16 protein-coding genes and 1 pseudogene are annotated in these 15,793 nt (G+C 75.7%); 8 read left to right on the forward strand and 9 right to left on the reverse strand.

What is annotated here, in order from left to right; all coding sequences use genetic code 11:
- From ACYVKY_RS20970 to ACYVKY_RS20980, 3 genes are all read left to right on the forward strand, one after another.
- The coding region (locus ACYVKY_RS20970) for a hypothetical protein (protein WP_460436927.1) at positions 1-192 on the forward strand (192 nt) is incomplete at its 5' end.
- Positions 193-262: 70 nt separating this feature from the next.
- Positions 263-1,681 carry a S1C family serine protease gene (locus tag ACYVKY_RS20975; RefSeq protein ID WP_460436928.1) on the forward strand — a complete coding sequence of 473 codons (1,419 nt, stop codon included), beginning with the start codon at positions 263-265 and terminating at the stop codon, positions 1,679-1,681.
- Positions 1,682-1,697: 16 nt separating this feature from the next.
- The gene (locus ACYVKY_RS20980) at positions 1,698-2,114 is read left to right on the forward strand and encodes a Sec-independent protein translocase subunit TatB (RefSeq protein WP_460436929.1); all 417 of its coding nucleotides are present in this window, start codon (positions 1,698-1,700) and stop codon (positions 2,112-2,114) included.
- A gap of 76 nt (positions 2,115-2,190) precedes the next feature.
- On the opposite strand, the gene ACYVKY_RS20985 is transcribed toward ACYVKY_RS20980, so the two are convergent.
- The 5 genes from ACYVKY_RS20985 to ACYVKY_RS21005 all read right to left on the reverse strand — a co-directional run bounded on the left by ACYVKY_RS20985 (position 2,191) and on the right by ACYVKY_RS21005 (position 8,093).
- Positions 2,191-2,565, reverse strand: a complete 375-nt coding sequence (locus tag ACYVKY_RS20985) for a DUF1761 domain-containing protein (RefSeq protein ID WP_460436930.1) — start codon at positions 2,563-2,565, stop codon at positions 2,191-2,193.
- Positions 2,562-3,248, reverse strand: a complete 687-nt coding sequence (locus ACYVKY_RS20990; protein WP_460436931.1) for a hypothetical protein — start codon at positions 3,246-3,248, stop codon at positions 2,562-2,564. The genes ACYVKY_RS20985 and ACYVKY_RS20990 overlap by 4 nt, the downstream gene beginning before the upstream one ends.
- A gap of 356 nt (positions 3,249-3,604) precedes the next feature.
- Positions 3,605-4,738 carry an Mrp/NBP35 family ATP-binding protein gene (locus ACYVKY_RS20995; protein ID WP_460436932.1) on the reverse strand — a complete coding sequence of 378 codons (1,134 nt, stop codon included), beginning with the start codon at positions 4,736-4,738 and terminating at the stop codon, positions 3,605-3,607.
- A gap of 51 nt (positions 4,739-4,789) precedes the next feature.
- Positions 4,790-6,718: an ATPase, T2SS/T4P/T4SS family gene (locus ACYVKY_RS21000; protein WP_460436933.1), complete on the reverse strand. Its 1,929-nt coding sequence runs from the start codon at positions 6,716-6,718 to the stop codon at positions 4,790-4,792.
- 91 nt (positions 6,719-6,809) lie between these two features.
- A complete protein-coding gene (locus ACYVKY_RS21005) occupies positions 6,810-8,093 on the reverse strand; it encodes a magnesium transporter (RefSeq protein WP_460436934.1) in 1,284 nt (427 codons plus the stop codon).
- Positions 8,094-8,193: 100 nt separating this feature from the next.
- Between ACYVKY_RS21005 and ACYVKY_RS21010 the strand changes: the two genes are divergently transcribed.
- Positions 8,194-9,684: a PhoX family protein gene (locus tag ACYVKY_RS21010; RefSeq protein ID WP_460436935.1), complete on the forward strand. Its 1,491-nt coding sequence runs from the start codon at positions 8,194-8,196 to the stop codon at positions 9,682-9,684.
- 4 nt (positions 9,685-9,688) lie between these two features.
- Here ACYVKY_RS21010 and ACYVKY_RS21015 read toward each other — a convergent pair whose 3' ends face one another.
- Genes ACYVKY_RS21015 through ACYVKY_RS21025 form a run of 3 tightly spaced genes read right to left on the reverse strand, consistent with a single transcriptional unit; the run spans position 9,689 to position 11,410 of the window.
- On the reverse strand, positions 9,689-10,264 hold the full coding sequence (locus ACYVKY_RS21015; RefSeq protein ID WP_460436936.1) for a hemerythrin domain-containing protein: 576 nt from the start codon (positions 10,262-10,264) through the stop codon (positions 9,689-9,691).
- A complete protein-coding gene (locus ACYVKY_RS21020; RefSeq protein WP_460436937.1) occupies positions 10,227-10,955 on the reverse strand; it encodes a histone deacetylase in 729 nt (242 codons plus the stop codon). The genes ACYVKY_RS21015 and ACYVKY_RS21020 overlap by 38 nt, the downstream gene beginning before the upstream one ends.
- Complete coding sequence (locus ACYVKY_RS21025; protein ID WP_460436938.1) at positions 10,901-11,410, reverse strand: hypothetical protein; 510 nt, start codon at positions 11,408-11,410, stop codon at positions 10,901-10,903. The genes ACYVKY_RS21020 and ACYVKY_RS21025 overlap by 55 nt, the downstream gene beginning before the upstream one ends.
- Before the next feature lie 87 nt (positions 11,411-11,497).
- Here ACYVKY_RS21025 and ACYVKY_RS21030 point away from each other — a divergent pair, with 87 nt between their 5' ends.
- The 4 genes from ACYVKY_RS21030 to ACYVKY_RS21045 are packed head-to-tail and all read left to right on the forward strand — an operon-like array spanning position 11,498 to position 15,475.
- Positions 11,498-12,073, forward strand: a complete 576-nt coding sequence (locus ACYVKY_RS21030) for a SigE family RNA polymerase sigma factor (protein ID WP_460436939.1) — start codon at positions 11,498-11,500, stop codon at positions 12,071-12,073.
- Entirely contained in the window at positions 12,066-13,520 is a 1,455-nt protein-coding gene (locus tag ACYVKY_RS21035) for a serine/threonine-protein kinase (RefSeq protein ID WP_460436940.1), read from the forward strand. Before ACYVKY_RS21030 ends, ACYVKY_RS21035 begins: the two co-directional genes overlap by 8 nt.
- 28 nt (positions 13,521-13,548) lie before the next feature.
- Positions 13,549-14,496: a DMT family transporter gene (locus ACYVKY_RS21040; RefSeq protein ID WP_460436942.1), complete on the forward strand. Its 948-nt coding sequence runs from the start codon at positions 13,549-13,551 to the stop codon at positions 14,494-14,496.
- Positions 14,497-14,506: 10 nt separating this feature from the next.
- On the forward strand, positions 14,507-15,475 hold the full coding sequence (locus ACYVKY_RS21045; RefSeq protein WP_460436941.1) for an HpcH/HpaI aldolase/citrate lyase family protein: 969 nt from the start codon (positions 14,507-14,509) through the stop codon (positions 15,473-15,475).
- 72 nt (positions 15,476-15,547) lie between these two features.
- Here ACYVKY_RS21045 and ACYVKY_RS21050 read toward each other — a convergent pair.
- Positions 15,548-15,793: pseudogene (locus ACYVKY_RS21050) on the reverse strand (hypothetical protein); the annotation flags it as partial.

Consider the following 15,793-nt stretch of genomic DNA (forward strand, 5'->3'; position numbering starts at 1 on the left):
GGCGGCGCCGCCCTCGCCGGTCCCGCGCTGGCCGCGCTGGGCGGCGAGCGCCCCTCGGTCGGCGCGTCCGTGCAGGAGGCGTCGACCGTCTCGCTCGTCGAGCCCGCCCTCGCCGTGCTGCACGGCGCGACCGTGACCGGCGGGCTGTCGTCCGCGCGGGTCGTGGACGCCGGGTCTGCCACCTCGCCCTGACCCGCCTACGCTGGGGCGGCGCGGACAGGAGCCGGCACGGCCGGCGGCCGCGGCAGGGACGGAGGAACCGATGACGCAGGGCGCACCGGACGGCCCGTGGTGGGCTCCGCCGGGGCGCGCCGACGGCGCGCACCCTGCCGAGGGCACCCACCCCGTCCCCGACGACGCCGGCGGCGACATCCTCGACTCCGGTCACTCCGGTCACTCCGGTCACTCCGGTCACCACGACACCCAGCCGCTGCCCGTCCCGCACCACCCGGCCCACGACACCCGGCCGCTGCCGGCCGGCGGCGCGTGGGGCGCGCCCGCTCCCGTCGACGCCGGGTGGCCGCCCCCCGCGGCCGGTGCAGCCGCCCCGTGGGTCGGTGCTGCCCCGCCCGCCCCGCCGGAGCCCCGGCGGCGCCGGCTCGGCGGCGGTGCGGTCGCGCTGCTCGTCGTCGGGTGCCTGCTGCTCGGCGGCGCGGCCGGGGCGATCGCCGGCGGCCTGGTCGACCGGCTCACCACCTCACCCGTCGACATCCCGATCCTGGCCGACAGCGGCGAGGACCGACCCGAGGGCTCGGTCGCCGCCGTCGCCGCGCAGGTGCTGCCGAGCACGGTATCGATCGAGGTGTCGTCGGCGTCCGTCGAGGGCTCCGGCTCCGGCTTCGTGCTGCGCCAGGACGGCCTGATCCTCACCAACAACCACGTCGTGGCCGAGGCCGACGGCGGCGGCGAGATCCAGGTGGTGTTCTCCGACGGCTCCCAGGAGCGCGCCGAGATCGTCGGCCGCACCGTCGACTACGACCTCGCCGTCCTGCGGGTCGAGCGCGACGACCTGGTGCCGCTGCCCTTCGGCGACTCCGACGCCGTCGTCGTCGGCGACCCCGTCGTGGCCGTCGGCGCGCCGCTCGGCCTCGAGTCGACCGTCACCACCGGCATCGTCTCGGCGGTGAACCGTCCGGTGTCGGCCGGCCCGGCCGACGCGAGCGCGTTCATCAACGCCATCCAGACCGACGCCGCGATCAACCCCGGCAACTCCGGCGGTCCGCTGGTGAACATGCGCGGCGAGGTCATCGGCATCAACTCCGCGATCGCCCGCAACCCCTCGAGCGAGGCCAGCGGCAACATCGGCCTCGGCTTCGCGATCCCGTCGCGGCAGGCGGCCCGCACCGCCGAGCAGCTGATCGAGACCGGCACGGCGACGTACCCGATCATCGGCGTCCTGCTCGACCGCTCCTACGGCGGCGAGGGCGTCAAGGTGACCGAGCAGGGCGAGCCGGGCCAGCCCGCCGTCACCCCGGACGGGCCGGCCGACCAGGCGGGCATCCGTCCCGGCGACGTCATCACCGGGCTCGACGGGCGTCCGGTCACCGAGCCCGACCAGCTGATCGTCGGCATCCGGGCGCGCGAGCCCGGCGACACGGTGACGCTCACCGTCCGCGGCGACGGCGGGGGCGGCGACGAGCGGGAGGTCGACGTGGTGCTCGACGAGGCGGAGTCGAACTGATGGTGGGTGGTCGCCCGTGATGGGCCTCAACGGCGGCGAGTTCGTCATCATCGCCGTCATCGCGCTGCTGGTGATCGGCCCCGAGCGGTTGCCGCACTACGCGTCCCAGCTGGCGCGGCTGGTGCGCGAGCTGCGGCGGATGGCGACCGGCGCGCGCGAGCAGGTGCGGGCCGAGCTCGGCCCCGAGTTCGACGACGTCGACTGGCAGAAGCTCGACCCGCGCCAGTACGACCCGCGCCGCATCGTCCGCGAGGCGCTGCAGGAGGCGTGGGACGACCCCGACGACGCCGAGCCGGTCAGCACCACGAAGCGGAAGGCGCCCGCCGAGGCCGACCTGAAGAAGCCGTCCCGACCGGCGGCCCGGCCGGGCGGCGGCGCCTCGCGTCCCGGTGACACCACCGGCCCCGCGCCGTTCGACACCGACGCCACCTGACCACGGCCGGTCGCGACCCGGACGCCGCGAGTGGTTGCTTCCGGCGTCGCGAAGCAACCACTCGCGGCGCCGGGGTCTACCCGAGCAGCGCCCCCAGCAGCGTCCCCACGGCGAGCAGCTTCACGAGCCAGTCGCCGGCGTGCACGGCCGCCGCGCGCAGCGGCGTCCGCTCGTGCCACAGCGCTCCGGTCCACAGGACGAGCGGGAAGCCGACGAACAGCGCCAGGCCGAGCAGCAGCCCCTGCCACCAGGAGCCGGCCCCGGTCGCGACGGCGAGCCCGGTGACGACGGACGAGAGCACGAGGCAGCGGGCCACCTCGACCAGCGCGGTGCCGCCGGCCGGACGCGGCGGGTGGTCGGACGCGAACGGCGCGCCGAGCACCGCGTACCAGGCGCCGCCGAGCACGAACGCGAGCGCGCCGCCCGCCAGGACGGCCGGCACCGGGCTCACCTCGCACCGCCTTCGACCAGGTCGCGCAGGACGTCGAGCCGGCCGCGCCAGGCGGTGCGGGCCGCGTCGGCCGCGGCCGCGTCGACCAGCCGCACCTGGGCCACCGTCACGGTGCAGCGGCCGTCGTCCCTCGGGTCGATCGCGACGTGGACGCGGGTGCCGTCGGCAGCGTCGAAGCGGGCCCGGCGCGGGGGCGTGCTCGTCCGCGTCGTCAGCGCGAGATCGGGCAGCCACGCGGTGCGGGCGTGGTCGTCGCCGACGAGCGCGAACACCGCGTCGGGCGACCCGCCCACCGTGCGCTGCACGCTGACCGAGAACCCGTCGTCGTGCTGGCCAACCTGGCGGCCGCGCCGGGCGCGGTCGTAGCTGCCCACGACCGCCTGCACGCCCCAGGCGAGCGGGTCCAGCCCGCGCTCGGCGGCCAGCCAGCGGGCGACCTCGCGGTGCGGCCGCTGGCGCATCCCGGCGTCGTCCAGCAGGTCGAACCACTCCTCCCACCCGCGGCCGGTGCGCTCCCGGACGCGCTCGTCGGAGGTCGCCAGGACCGGGCCGGACGTGGTGCCGTCCGGCCCGGTGTCGCGGTCGTGCGCGGCCAGCAGGACGGCGCGGGCGGTGGTGTAGCGCTCGCCGGTGCGGGCCATCCTGGCCCGGACGAGCTGCTTGAAGGAGCGGTGCTGGGTCATCGTGCGTCCTCTCGCGGGCGGCGGCTCGTCGTCCCACGCCCCACGAGCCCCCGCCGGAAGGAGGCACGACCTGGTCCGGCGCCCCGAAGACCCGGGTCTCCTCTGCCCCCGCTCGGCCGGTGGCGTGGGCACCGGAACCGGGGGTTGGGCGCAGGACGGCGCCTCCGTCCATCATGACCGACGCGCGGTCAGGAAGTCATCGGTCCGGAACTCGACGGTCCGGAACTCAGCGGTCCGGAGTCCATCGCTGCCGCAGGCACTGGACGAGGCGTCCTGGCACTGGACGGGGCGCGTTCGCCCACTCCAGTGGCAGGACCGTCACTGAACTGGGGGAACGGGCAGGCGAGCGGCGAGCCTCAGCGGCCGGCGGGGGTGAGGCCCAGGGAGCGGCCGGCGAGGCCGCGGGCGCGGTGCGACAGGCCCCGGGCGACGCCACGCAGGGCGACGGCGGCGGGGGAGTCGGGGTGCCCGAGCACCACGGGGACACCGGTGTCGCCGCCCTCGCGCAGGGTGACGTCGACGGGCACCTGGCCGAGCAGCGGCACGTCGGAGCCGACGGCGCGGGTGAGCGAGTCGGCGACGCGCTGGCCGCCGCCGGTGCCGAAGACGTCCATCCGGGTGCCGTCGGGCAGCTCGAGCCAGCTCATGTTCTCGATCACGCCGACCACGCGCTGGTGGGTCTGCAGGGCGATCGCGCCGGCCCGCTCGGCGACCTCGGCCGCCGCCTGCTGCGGCGTCGTGACGACCAGGATCTCGGCGGTCGGCAGCAGCTGCGCGACCGAGATCGCGATGTCGCCGGTGCCGGGCGGCAGGTCGAGCAGCAGCACGTCGAGGTCGCCCCAGAACACGTCCGAGAGGAACTGCTGCAGCGCGCGGTGCAGCATCGGCCCGCGCCAGACGACCGGCTGGTTGCCGGGCACGAACATGCCGATCGAGATGACCTTCACCTCGTGCTGCACGGGCGGCAGGATCATGTCGTCGACCCGGGTGGGGGCCTGCTCGACCCCGAGCATCCGCGGGACGGAGAAGCCGTAGACGTCGGCGTCGACCACCCCGACCCGGATGCCGTCCGCGGCCATCGCGGCGGCCAGGTTCACCGTCACCGACGACTTGCCGACGCCGCCCTTGCCGGACGCGACCGCGTAGACGCGGGTCAGCGAGCCCGGCTTCGAGAACGGCACCTCGCGCTCGACCTGGCCGCCGCGCAGCTTGTCCTTGAGCGCGGCGCGCTGGGTGTCGTCCATGACGTCGAGCTCGACCCTTACGCCGGTGACGCCCTCGACGCCGCGGACGGCCGAGGTGATGTCGGTGGTGAGCCGGTCCTTCATCGGGCAGCCGCTGACGGTGAGGTAGATGGCGACGTCGACCACGCCGTCGGCGCCCACCTCGACCGACTTGACCATGTCGAGGTCGGTGATGGGGCGGCGGATCTCCGGGTCCTGGACGGCGGACAGCGCCGTGCGCAGGGCGTCGAGCGTGGGGACGGGCATGCCTCCAGGGTAGGTCGTGACCGCCGTCACCCGGTCAGCGGCTGAAGCGGCCTACGCGGGCGGGCACCAGGGGCAGACCTTCCAGTCGGCCTCCATCGTCCGGGCGCAGCGCTCGCACGAGCCGGCGGCCAGGGGGACCGCGCACCACGGGCAGGTGACCATGCCGGGCTCCACGCCGCGCTCGCAGGCGGGGCAGGCCGCCGTGGACCGCTGGTGGTCGGTGTGCGTGACGCGCACCGCCTCCTCGAAGCTGGTCTGCCCGCGCCACGCCTTCACCAGCGCGGACGTGCGCAGCGTGGCCAGGCCGCTCGCGCGGGCCTGCTCGCCGACGGCCGCCTCGGTCGGGGTGCTGAGCAGCACCGACCGCAGCCCGGCGTCGACCTCGAGCACCTCGTAGACGGCGGTGCGGCCGCGGTAGCCGGTCTGCCCGCACTCGGGGCACCCGGTGCCGCGGACGGGCGTGGCGTCGACCAGGTCCTCGCAGGTCAGGCCGAGCAGCGACAGCGTGTCGTCGTCCGGCGCGTACGGCGCGGCGCACGAGGCGCACGGGACGCGGACGAGGCGCTGGGCGACGACCGCCGTCAGCGACGACGCGACCAGGAACGGCGCGACGCCCATGTCGACGAGCCGGGTGAGCGCGCCGACGGCCGACGAGGTGTGCAGCGTCGCCAGCACCAGGTGGCCGGTGAGGGCGGCCTTGAGGGCGAGCTCGGCGGTCTGCGCGTCGCGGACCTCGCCGACGAGCACGACGTCGGGGTCCTGCCGCAGCACCGAGCGCAGCCCGGCCTCGAAGGTCAGGCCCGCCTTGGGGTTGACCTGCACCTGGGTGATGCCGGGCAGCTGGACCTCGACGGGGTCCTCGAGGGTGACCACGTTCTTCTCGGGCGTCATCGTCTCGTTGATCGCCGAGTACAGGGTGGTCGTCTTGCCCGAGCCCGTCGGGCCGGTGATGAGCACCAGGCCCTGGGGGACGGCGAGCGAGCGCCGCACCGCGTCGAGCTGGGCCGGCTCGAACCCGACGGCGTCCAGCGGCGAGACGCCCTCGGCGCGGGTGAGGATCCGGACCACGACCTTCTCGCCGTGCAGCGCGGGCAGCGTGCTGACCCGGGTGTCGAGGTCGTGGCCGTCGACCTTGATCCGGGCCCGGCCGTCCTGGGGGACTCGGCGCTCGGCGATGTCGAGGCCGGCCATGATCTTGATCCGGCTGACGACCGACGGGCCGATCCGGGCCGGCGCGGTCATCACGTCGCGGAGCAGGCCGTCGACGCGGTAGCGGATCCGCAGGCCGTCGCGCTGGCGCTCGAGGTGGATGTCGCTGGCGCGCATCCGGGTCGCGTCGGCGAGCACCTGGTTCACGAGCCGGACGACGGGCGCGTCCTCGCCGGCGTCGAGCGGCTCGTCGCGGCCCGCCGGCTCGTCGACGACGCCCTCGATCAGGTCGACCTCGGCGCTGTCGCCGGACAGCGACCAGGCCCGCGCGACCAGCTCGCGCACCTGGGTGGCGGTCGCGACGACGAGCAGGATGTCGTTCGAGCGGGTGTAGAGGCGGACGTCGTCGAGGGCCAGCACGTTGGTGGGGTCGCTGCTGGCGACGATGAGCGAGCCGTCCGGGTGCCGGTCGACCGCGACCGCGCCGGTGCGCTCGGCGATGTGCTGCGGCAGCAGCCGCAGCACCTCGGGGTCGGGCGAGATGCGGGTCAGGTCGACGTGCTCGAGGCCGAGGCTCTGGGCGAGGCTGACCGCCACCTCCTTCTCGGTGGCGTGGCCGAGCAGCGCCAGCACCTGGCCGAGCCGGCGGCCGCGGTGCTGCGGCTCGCGCTGCACCTCCAGCGCCTCGGCGAGCTGGGTCGCGTCGATGACGCCCGCGTCGAGCAGGATCTCGCCCATCCGGCGGCGGCGCGGAGTGGCGGCGGCGCCCCCGTCGCGGGGCTGGGGGAACGGAGGGGCCTGGGTGCTCCAGGCGCGCGGCACGACGGACATGACGATCTATCGGTCGCGGGCCGACCGCGGTGTTGCGCCGATCGGGTGCGCCCCGGTGCCGGTCGGGTGCTCGGGGCCCGTGGCCGGACGCTCAGCCGACCTCGGGCACCGGCTGGGCGTCGTCGTCGTCGCGGTCGCGCCAGTCCTGCGGCAGCAGGTGGTCGAGCACGTCGTCGACGGTGACCGCGCCGACCAGCCGGTCGTCGGCGTCGGTGACCGGGATCGACACCAGGTTGTAGGTGGCCAGGCGCCGGGTGAGCAGCCCCAGCGGCGCGTCGGCGGCGACCGGCTCGATGTCCTTGTCGACGATCGACCCGATCGCCACGTGCGGGGGCTCGCGCAGCATCCGCTGGATGTGGACGACGCCGAGGTAGGTGCCGGTGGGGGTCTCGGTCGGCGGGCGACAGACGAACACCGCGGCCGCCAGCGCGGGCGACAGCTCTGAGCGCCGGACCAGGGCGAGCGCCTCGGCCACGCTGGCCTCGGGGCCCAGCACCACCGGCTCGGACGTCATCAGCCCGCCAGCGGTGTCGTCGTCGTAGGCGAGCAGGCGGCGGACGTCGTCGGCCTCGTCCTTGTCCATCGCCTCGAGCAGCTGCTCCTGCTCGTCGACCGGCAGCTCGCCCAGCAGGTCGGCGGCGTCGTCGGGCTGCATCGCCTCGAGCACGTCGGCGGCGCGGTCGCGTCCGAGCGTGTTCAGGATCTCGACCTGCTCGTCCTCGGGCAGCTCCTCCAGGACGTCGGCCAGGCGCTCGTCGTCGAGCTCGGCGGCGAGCTCGACCCGGCGCTTGTCGCTGAGGTCGTGGAGCATGTCGGCGATGTCGGCCGCCTTCATCTCCTCGAACGCGGCGACGAGCATCGAGGCCCCCTGCGCCGCCGTCGACCCGGCCAGGCCACGCACCTGCTCGACGTCGAGCAGCAGCGTCTCGCCGCGCCGGCGCAGCCGCCCGGACAGGCCGCCGCGGTGCACGCCGCGGCGCACGAACACCTTCGCCACGGTCCAGTCGCGCTTGCGGTCGGCCTCGAGCGCGACGTCCTCGACGGTGGCCTCGCCCGAGCCGTCGACCAGGTCGACGGTGCGCTCGAGCACCTCGCCGACGACCAGGGTCTCGTTGCCGCGCTTCTCGAACCGGCGCAGGTTCACCAGCCCGGTCGTGATGACCTGGCCCGACTCCAGGCTCGTCACCCGCGTCATCGGCAGGAACACGCGCTTGCGGCCGGCCACCTCGACGACCAGGCCGTTCACCTTGGGCCGCAGCCGCTCGCCGCGCAGCACGGTGACGACGTCGCGCACCTTGCCCACCTGGTCGCCCAGGGGGTCGAAGACCGAGAGCCCGGACAGGCGCGCGGCGAAGACCCGGGGTGGCGTGCTCACGGCGTCCAGCCTAGTGACCCTGGCGGCGCGACCGCCTGCGCGCGTAGCGTGCCGGGACCGTTCCGGCTCGGGGTGATCTCAGGGTGATGGAGGAGGCGCGATGACCGACGTCGACCGCAGGACGATCCTTCGGGCAGGGGCGGGGGCGGCCCTCGCGGGTCCGCTCGCCGGGTTCGGGGCGCGGGCCGCGTCCGGGGCCCCGCACCGGCCGCCGGGCACGGCGTCCGAGCTGGTGCCGAGGCCCGACCTGCGCGACGGCGAGACGCGGCTCGCCCTGCCGCGGGGCTTCCACTACCGCTCGTTCCAGCCCACCGGCGAGCTGATGGCCGACGGCACGGCCGTGCCGGCGCGCCACGACGGCATGGGTGCGTTCGGTCCCGCGCGCGAGCGCAACCGCTCCACGCTGGTGCGCAACCACGAGATCAACGGCTCGGGCGCGGCGTTCTCGTCGTCCGCGCCGACGTACGACCCCGGCGCGCTCGGCGGGACGACGACCGCGCTCGTCACCGACGACGGCCGCGTCCGCGACTCGCGCGCGAGCCTCGCGGGCACCCAGATGAACTGCTCCGGCGGCCGGATGCCGTGGGGGTCGTGGGTCACCTGCGAGGAGACGGTCAACGGCGTCGACGTGTACGACGACTTCACCCGCGGCACGGCCCCGCCGCAGACCTACGTCGTGAACGCGGGGCTGACGAAGCCGCACGGCTTCCTGTTCGAGGTGCCGGCGCAGGGCACCGCCACCGCGCAGCCGGTGCGCAAGGCGGGCCGGTTCGCGCACGAGGCCATCGCGTACGTCCCGCGCGACCGACGGTTCTACCTGACCGAGGACGACTTCGGCTTCGCCAGCGGCTTCTACCGCTACACCCCGCCGTCGGACCCGGCCGTCTCGCGCCGGCTCGAGGACGGCGGCACCCTCGAGGCGCTCGCCGTCACCGGCTCGCCGAACGCCCACCTGGAGGGCTCGTGGCCGGTGGGCACGCGGTTCCCCGTGTCGTGGGTGCCGGTCGAGGACCCCGACCCCGACCACCCGATGCAGGACGGGCACCCGACCGTCACCAACGACGAGGCGATCCAGCACGTCGCCGCCCAGGGCTGGGCGCAGGGCTCGGCGTTCTTCGGTCGGCTCGAGGGCGCCTACCACCACGACGGGACGGTCTTCTTCACCGCGACCCAGGGCGGCGGCGCGCCGGAGGAGTGGGCGCCGGGCGACCCGACCGTGCCGAGCGGCTTCGGCAACGGCCGCGGCCAGGTGTGGGGCTACCACGTGCGCGAGCAGGTGCTGGAGCTCGTCTACGAGTCGCCCTCGGCCGAGGTGCTCGACTTCCCGGACAACCTCACGACCAGCCCGCGGGGCACGCTCGTCGTGTGCGAGGACGGCACCAACGGCAACTGGCTGCGCGGGCTCGGCACCGACGGCGAGCTGTTCGACATCGCGCGGAACCTCATCCCGACCTCGTCGGGCGACGTCGGCGGGGACGAGTTCGCGGGGTCGACGTTCAGCCCGGACGGGTCGACGCTCTACGTGAACATCCAGTCCAGCCGCGGGCTCTCGCTCGCGATCTGGGGGCCGTGGCGGTCGATCGGGGTCTGAGGACTCAGTCGTCCTCGTCGGCGGAGTCGCCCGAGCCGGCGGAGTCGTCGAGCAGGCCCTTCTTCTCGGCCCGCTCGACGAGCCCGCGCACGCGGTCGGCGTCGACCGGGTCGCCGTCGAGCAGCTCGCCGCGGGCACGCAGGAACGTGGCGCCCAGGTCGTGGCGCACCTGCTCGTCGACGTCGGTGCGCGCGGGGGCGAGGATCGTCTGCTCCTCCTCGTTCACGTGGTGGTTGAGCGCGGTGGCGAGGTCCTCGACGGCGTCGTCGAACTTCTGCGTGTCGGTGCCGGCGCACTCGAGCAGGGCCAGCAGCGCCTCGTTGATCTCGGCGTGCTCGTGCTCGCCGTGCTCGGCCTCGTCGTCGTCGATCGCGTCCTTGCGCACCAGGCCGGTGTAGACGTGCTGCTCCTCGGCCTCGCCGTGCGCGACGAGCAGGTCGGCCAGCTGCTGGCGGGCCGCCTCCTTGTCGGCGGTGGGGTCGCGCAGGTCGCGCAGCAGCGCCTCGAACAGGCGGTGGTCGTCGAGGATGAGGTCGACGACGTCACCCTGCTGGGGTCGGGGGATGGTCTCGGAGCCCATGCGGGTCAGCGTGCCCGCGACCCGCGCCGTCCGCATCCGGAGCGTGGACCCAGCCGTCCAGGTAGGCGTCCGCGGCCGCGGCGTCGAGCCCGTGGCCCTCGGCCAGGCCGGCGCGCAGCACGGCGCGGTACGACGGCGACGGCGGGTTCGACGGCAGCGAGCGGCCGCCGTCCGGGGCGGTCAGCGTGACGGCGGGCAGGCCGTCGACGTCGGCGACCCGCAGCACCGTCTCGTAGCGCCCGGGCCCCACGGCGACGGGCCGGTGCGGCACGAGGTCGGCCAGACCCAGCCGCAGGTCGACCGCGGCGGGGTCGCGGTGCATCTCCTGCACGAGCACGTCGGCGAGCTGCTGCGCGGTGAGCAGGTGGGCCCGGGCGAGCACCGGGCCGGGCGGGGGCGGGCCGGGGTGCGGGTCGTAGAAGGCCATGCCGCCGCCCCAGGTGCGCGACCGGCCCGCGATCCGCAGCCGGCCGGGCAGGCGCACGGGGACGCTGCGGGACGGCGGGCGGCTGTCGCGCGCCCCGGGCTGCACCCGCCGCGCCCCGGGTGCGCGGCCGCCGCGCAGGTAGCAGTCGAGGCGCTCGCGGCAGGCGTTCGAGCCGTAGGAGACGTACCAGACCGGTTCGTGCTCCGGGGTCAGCGCCGGCCCCCGAAGGTGCCGCGGCGCAGCCGCGAGCGCATCGCCCGCCACGCGCGCGGGCGGACGTCCTCGACGTCGACCGCCACCGACCCCGGGCGCCGCGAGGTGACCCGCGCGGCCTCGCCGGCCGGCTCGAGCCGCAGCACCCGCGAGCCCGCCGCCCAGCGGATGAGCAGGGTGGCCGACTCGGTCGCGTTGAGCCGCGACGCCTTGAGGGCGGCGGCGGCGTCGTCCCACTCGGGGGTGCCCGGGGTGAGGTCGACCGGCCGGACCTCGACGTCGACGAGCGCGGCGCCGGTGTCCTTGCTCGGCACCCGGACCGTCGCGACGTCGGCACCGGTGAACGGGTCGGGCTGCTCCCCGCCGCCGACCACGACGTGCACCGCGTCGGCGTGCCACACGTGCCACAGCGGCCGCGCGTGCGGGCGGCCCGCCTCGACGTCGGGCAGCACCCACAGCAGGCCGGCCTTGCCGGCCGCGGCCGCGAGCAGGTCGGGGACGCTCACCCCACCCAGCCTGCCACGCGACGCAACCTCCGGGGCCGCTCGCGACTCTGCAGGGGTGTGACCACCCCGCTGAGGGAGCCGAGCACGATGGGGACCGTGCCCGACGCGCCCGCGCAGGACCAGGCCGACTTCGTGCGCGCCTGGTGGCCCCGCCTGCACCGCACCGCCTTCCTGATGACGGGCGACGCCCACGAGGCCGAGGACCTGGTGCAGCAGACGCTGGTGACGGTGGTCGCCCGCTGGGGCCGGGTGGTCACCTACGACCACCCGGAGGCGTACGCGCGCACGGTGCTGGTGAACCTGGTGCGCAGCCGGTGGCGCCGTGCCCGGCGCTACGCCGAGCTGCTCGTCGGCCAGCGCGTGGACGACCGGGTGCCGGACCCGAGCGCCGACGTCGGTGTCTCGGACGCGCTGTGGCAGGCGCTGTCGACCCTGCCGCCCCGCACCCGCGCCGCCCTGGTGCTGCGCTACTACGAGGACCTCTCGCTCGCCGAGACCGCCGTCGCCCTCGGGTGCTCCGAGGGCACGGTGAAGAGCCAGGCCAGCCGCGGGCTCGCCCGGCTGCGCGAGCGGCTCGACCGCGACGACCTCACCCTCCGCGACACCCTCCACGACCCGGCCGCCCCGACGGCCCAGCACGAGAGCGGGACCGACCATGACTGACACCCTCGAGCGCGAGCTGCGCCGCGCCCTCGCCGACCACGCGCCGGACGCTCCCGCGACCGGCCCCGACCCCTGGCAGCTGGTGCACCGCGGGGTCGTCCGCCGCCGCCGGCAGCGCACCGGCGCCCTGGCCGGGTCGCTCGCCCTCGTCGTCGCCCTCGGCGGCGGCCTGGCCGTGGTGCGGCCCTGGGCCGGCGACGGCGGCACCGACGTGGTCGCGACGGACCCCGCCTCGGGCTGGGGCCTCGACGACGGCGTGCCTCGCGGGTCGCTCGCCGGCGACGAGACGCTGCGCTCGGAGGTCGAGGCGGGCCTGACGGCGCCGCCCCACAGCGGCCCGAGGCCCGTGGCCGGCTCCCTGCGTCTCGTGTTCGCGGACGACGTCGCGGGCACCCGGCTCGTGGTGGCGTCGGTGCGCTACGAGCCCGAGGGCGACCTGTCGATGGTGCTGGCCGGTCCCGCCGGGGCGCCCGCGGACCAGCTGGTGCCGGTGGGCCAGCTGGACGACCGCGCCGGGACGGCCCCCGCGGTGGTGCTCCCCGTGACGGCCGACGACGGGCCGAGGCTGCTGGCCGTCGTGCCGCGCGGCGCGCAGGTCTCGGTCTCGGACGCGGTGCGCGTCGACGCCGCCGGAGAGCGGCTCGAGCGGGAGTGGCGCCCGGTCGAGGTGTCGTCCGACGGGCTCGTCGACACCCCGCTCACCGCCGAGCAGGGGTCCGGGGTCGCGGTGCTGCGGGTCGACTCGGCCCAGGGCTACCAGGCGGAGGGGCCGGTCGCCGAGCTGACGGCCGAGTGGCCCCGGCTCGAGGCGGAGGAGGTGCGGTGGGCCGAGGCGGCGCAGGTCGTCGACCGCGGCCCGCAGTCCTTCCGCGACGGGCTCGTGCCGCAGGCCGTGTCCCCCGAGGACCGGATGCCGGTGCCCGACGCCTCCGACCTGCTCACCGCCGACGTGGCCGAGGCGATGCGGGACGTCGGGTCGCAGTCCTCGGGCGACGCCCGGCTGCTGTACGCCTCCGGTGACGGGGCCGACGTCGACCGCGGCACGAGCGGGTGGTCGTCGCTGGTGGAGGTGGGTGCCGGCCAGGGGTCGGTCGTGCGGTGGGCGTGGCACCCCGGTGGCGCCAGCGGGATGGTCTACAGCACCGTCGTCCCGTCCCCTGCAGACGCCTCGTCGCAGCGGCTCGTGCTGCGGGTGTCGGTCTCGTCCGAGCAGCAGCTGGTCGGCGTGTGGGACCCGGAGGGCACCCTCGGGACGGTCGTCGTCGACGGCGAGGACCTGGTGATGCCGGAGGCGCTCGGGTTCCGCTGGTTCCCCGTCGCGGCGGGCAGCGAGGTCTCGGTCGACGGCCAGGACGTCCCCCCGGTGGTCCACGGCGAGGGCGAGCGTCCCTGGCCGCTGCCCGGCGAGGAGACCGGACCCGCACCGCTGTTCTCCGGCTGGTCGTGACACGCTCGGCGCCGTGACGGGCGCCGAGGTGAGCAGCGCGGAGGTCGACGGTCCCGTCGGCACCCGCGCCGACGGGCCGGTGCTGACGACCGTCCTGCTGGCGCTCGGGGTCGCCGGGGTCTCCCTGGCGGCCCCGATCGGTGCGGCGGCCGCGGCGCCGGCGCTCGCGATCGCGTTCTGGCGCAACGCGTCCGGGGCGGTCGTGGCGGGCCTCACCGCCGCCGCGCTCCCGTCGACGCGCGCGGAGCTGCGCAGCCCCGCGGCGCGGCGGGCGCGCCGACCGAGCCTGGAGGCCGGCGTCTGGCTGGCGGTGCACTTCGCCTGCTGGATGCCGAGCCTGAAGCTCACCTCGGTGGCGGCGGCCACCGCGCTCGTGTGCTCCACACCGGTCTGGCTGGTGGCGTGGGACCTGCTGCGGCGCAGGCACGTCCGCCCGTCCGTGCTGGTCGGGGTCGGGCTGTCTCTCACCGGTGTGCTGCTCATCACCGGCGTCGACGCCACCGCCTCCCGCGAGGCGCTGCTCGGCGACCTGCTCGCGCTGGTCGGCGGCATCTCCGCCGGCGGCTACGTCCTGGCGGGAGCCCGTGCCCGCGAGCACGTGTCGACCACCACCTACACCCTCGTCACGTACACGGTCTGCGCGGCGCTGCTGCTCGCGCTGTGCCTCGCCACCGGGACGCAGCTGGCCGGCTACACCGCCGAGACCTGGCTCCTGCTCGCGGCCGTCACGGTGTTCGCGCAGCTGCTGGGGCACAGCGTGTTCAACCGCACGCTGCGCACGGCCGGGCCGACGACGGTGGCGCTGACCCTGCTGCTCGAGGTGCCCGGCGCCTCGCTCGTCGCGTGGCTCTGGTTCGGCCTGCCGCTGCCCCCGGCGCTCGTGCCGGGCGCCGTGCTGCTGCTGCTCGGGCTCGTCGTCGTCATCGTGCGCAACGTCACGCCTCGTCGCGGTGACGTCCCGGTGACCGGTCAGTAGGTTCGGGCGCATGACCTCGTCCAGCCGCGAGCTGCGCCCCCGCCGGTCCAACCTCGCCGTGCCCGGCTCGAGCCAGAAGATGATCGACAAGGCCCGCGGCCTGCCCGTCGACCAGGTCTTCCTCGACCTCGAGGACGCGTGCGCGCCGCTGGCCAAGCCCGGCGCGCGGCGGACGATCGTCGAGTCGCTGAACGAGGGCGGCTTCGACGGCAAGGTGCGCACCGTCCGGGTCAACGACTGGACGACCGAGTGGACCTACCGCGACGTCGTCGAGGTCGTCGAGGGCGCGGGCGCGAACCTCGACTGCCTGATGCTGCCCAAGGTGCAGAGCGCGGAGCAGGTGGTCGCGCTGGACCTGCTGCTCACCCAGGTCGAGAAGTCGAACGGGCTCGAGGTCGGCCGGCTCGGCATCGAGGCGCAGATCGAGAACGCGGCCGGCCTGATCGCCGTCGACGCCATCGCCAAGGCGAGCCCGCGGGTCGAGACGATCATCTTCGGTCCGGCCGACTTCATGGCCTCGATCAACATGAAGTCGCTCGTCGTGGGCGAGCAGCCGCCCGGCTACGACGTCGGCGACGCCTACCACCACATCCTGATGTCGATCCTGCTGACCGCCCGGGCCAACGACAAGCAGGCGATCGACGGCCCCTACCTCGCCATCCGCGACGTCGAGGGCTTCACCCGGGTCGCGAGCCGCTCGGCGGCGCTGGGCTTCGACGGCAAGTGGGTGCTGCACCCCGGCCAGATCGACGCCGCGAACGAGGTCTACAGCCCCCGCCAGGAGGACTACGACCACGCCGAGAACATCCTCGACGCGTACGAGTGGTGCACGTCCGAGGCGGGCGGCGCCCGCGGGGCCGCGATGCTCGGCGACGAGATGATCGACGAGGCCTCGCGCAAGATGGCGCTCGTCGTCGCCGGCAAGGGCAGGGCCGCCGGCATGCAGCGCACCGACCGCTGGACGCCGCCGCAGGACTGACCTCCCGGTCGTCCGCCTCGTCGTGACCAAGGTGTGACCCGATCGGGTGCAACCTCCGGGGGTCCCAGGAGGTCATGAGGGTGTGAGACCACGCACCCCGACCCGACTGGCCGCCCTCGTCCTGCTCGGCGCGCTCGCCGCCGGCTGCTCGTCGCCGACCGGCGGCGGCACCGCGCAGCCGCCCGCCCCGGACGCCACGGCGACCAACACGAGCGCGCCGCCGTCGACGTCGTCGCCGGGTCCGTCGACGAGCACGACGCCGGCGGCGAGCAGCGCCCCGGCGACCAGCAGCGCCCCGCCCACGTCCGCGCCACCCAC

Source organism: Angustibacter speluncae, from assembly GCF_054777815.1.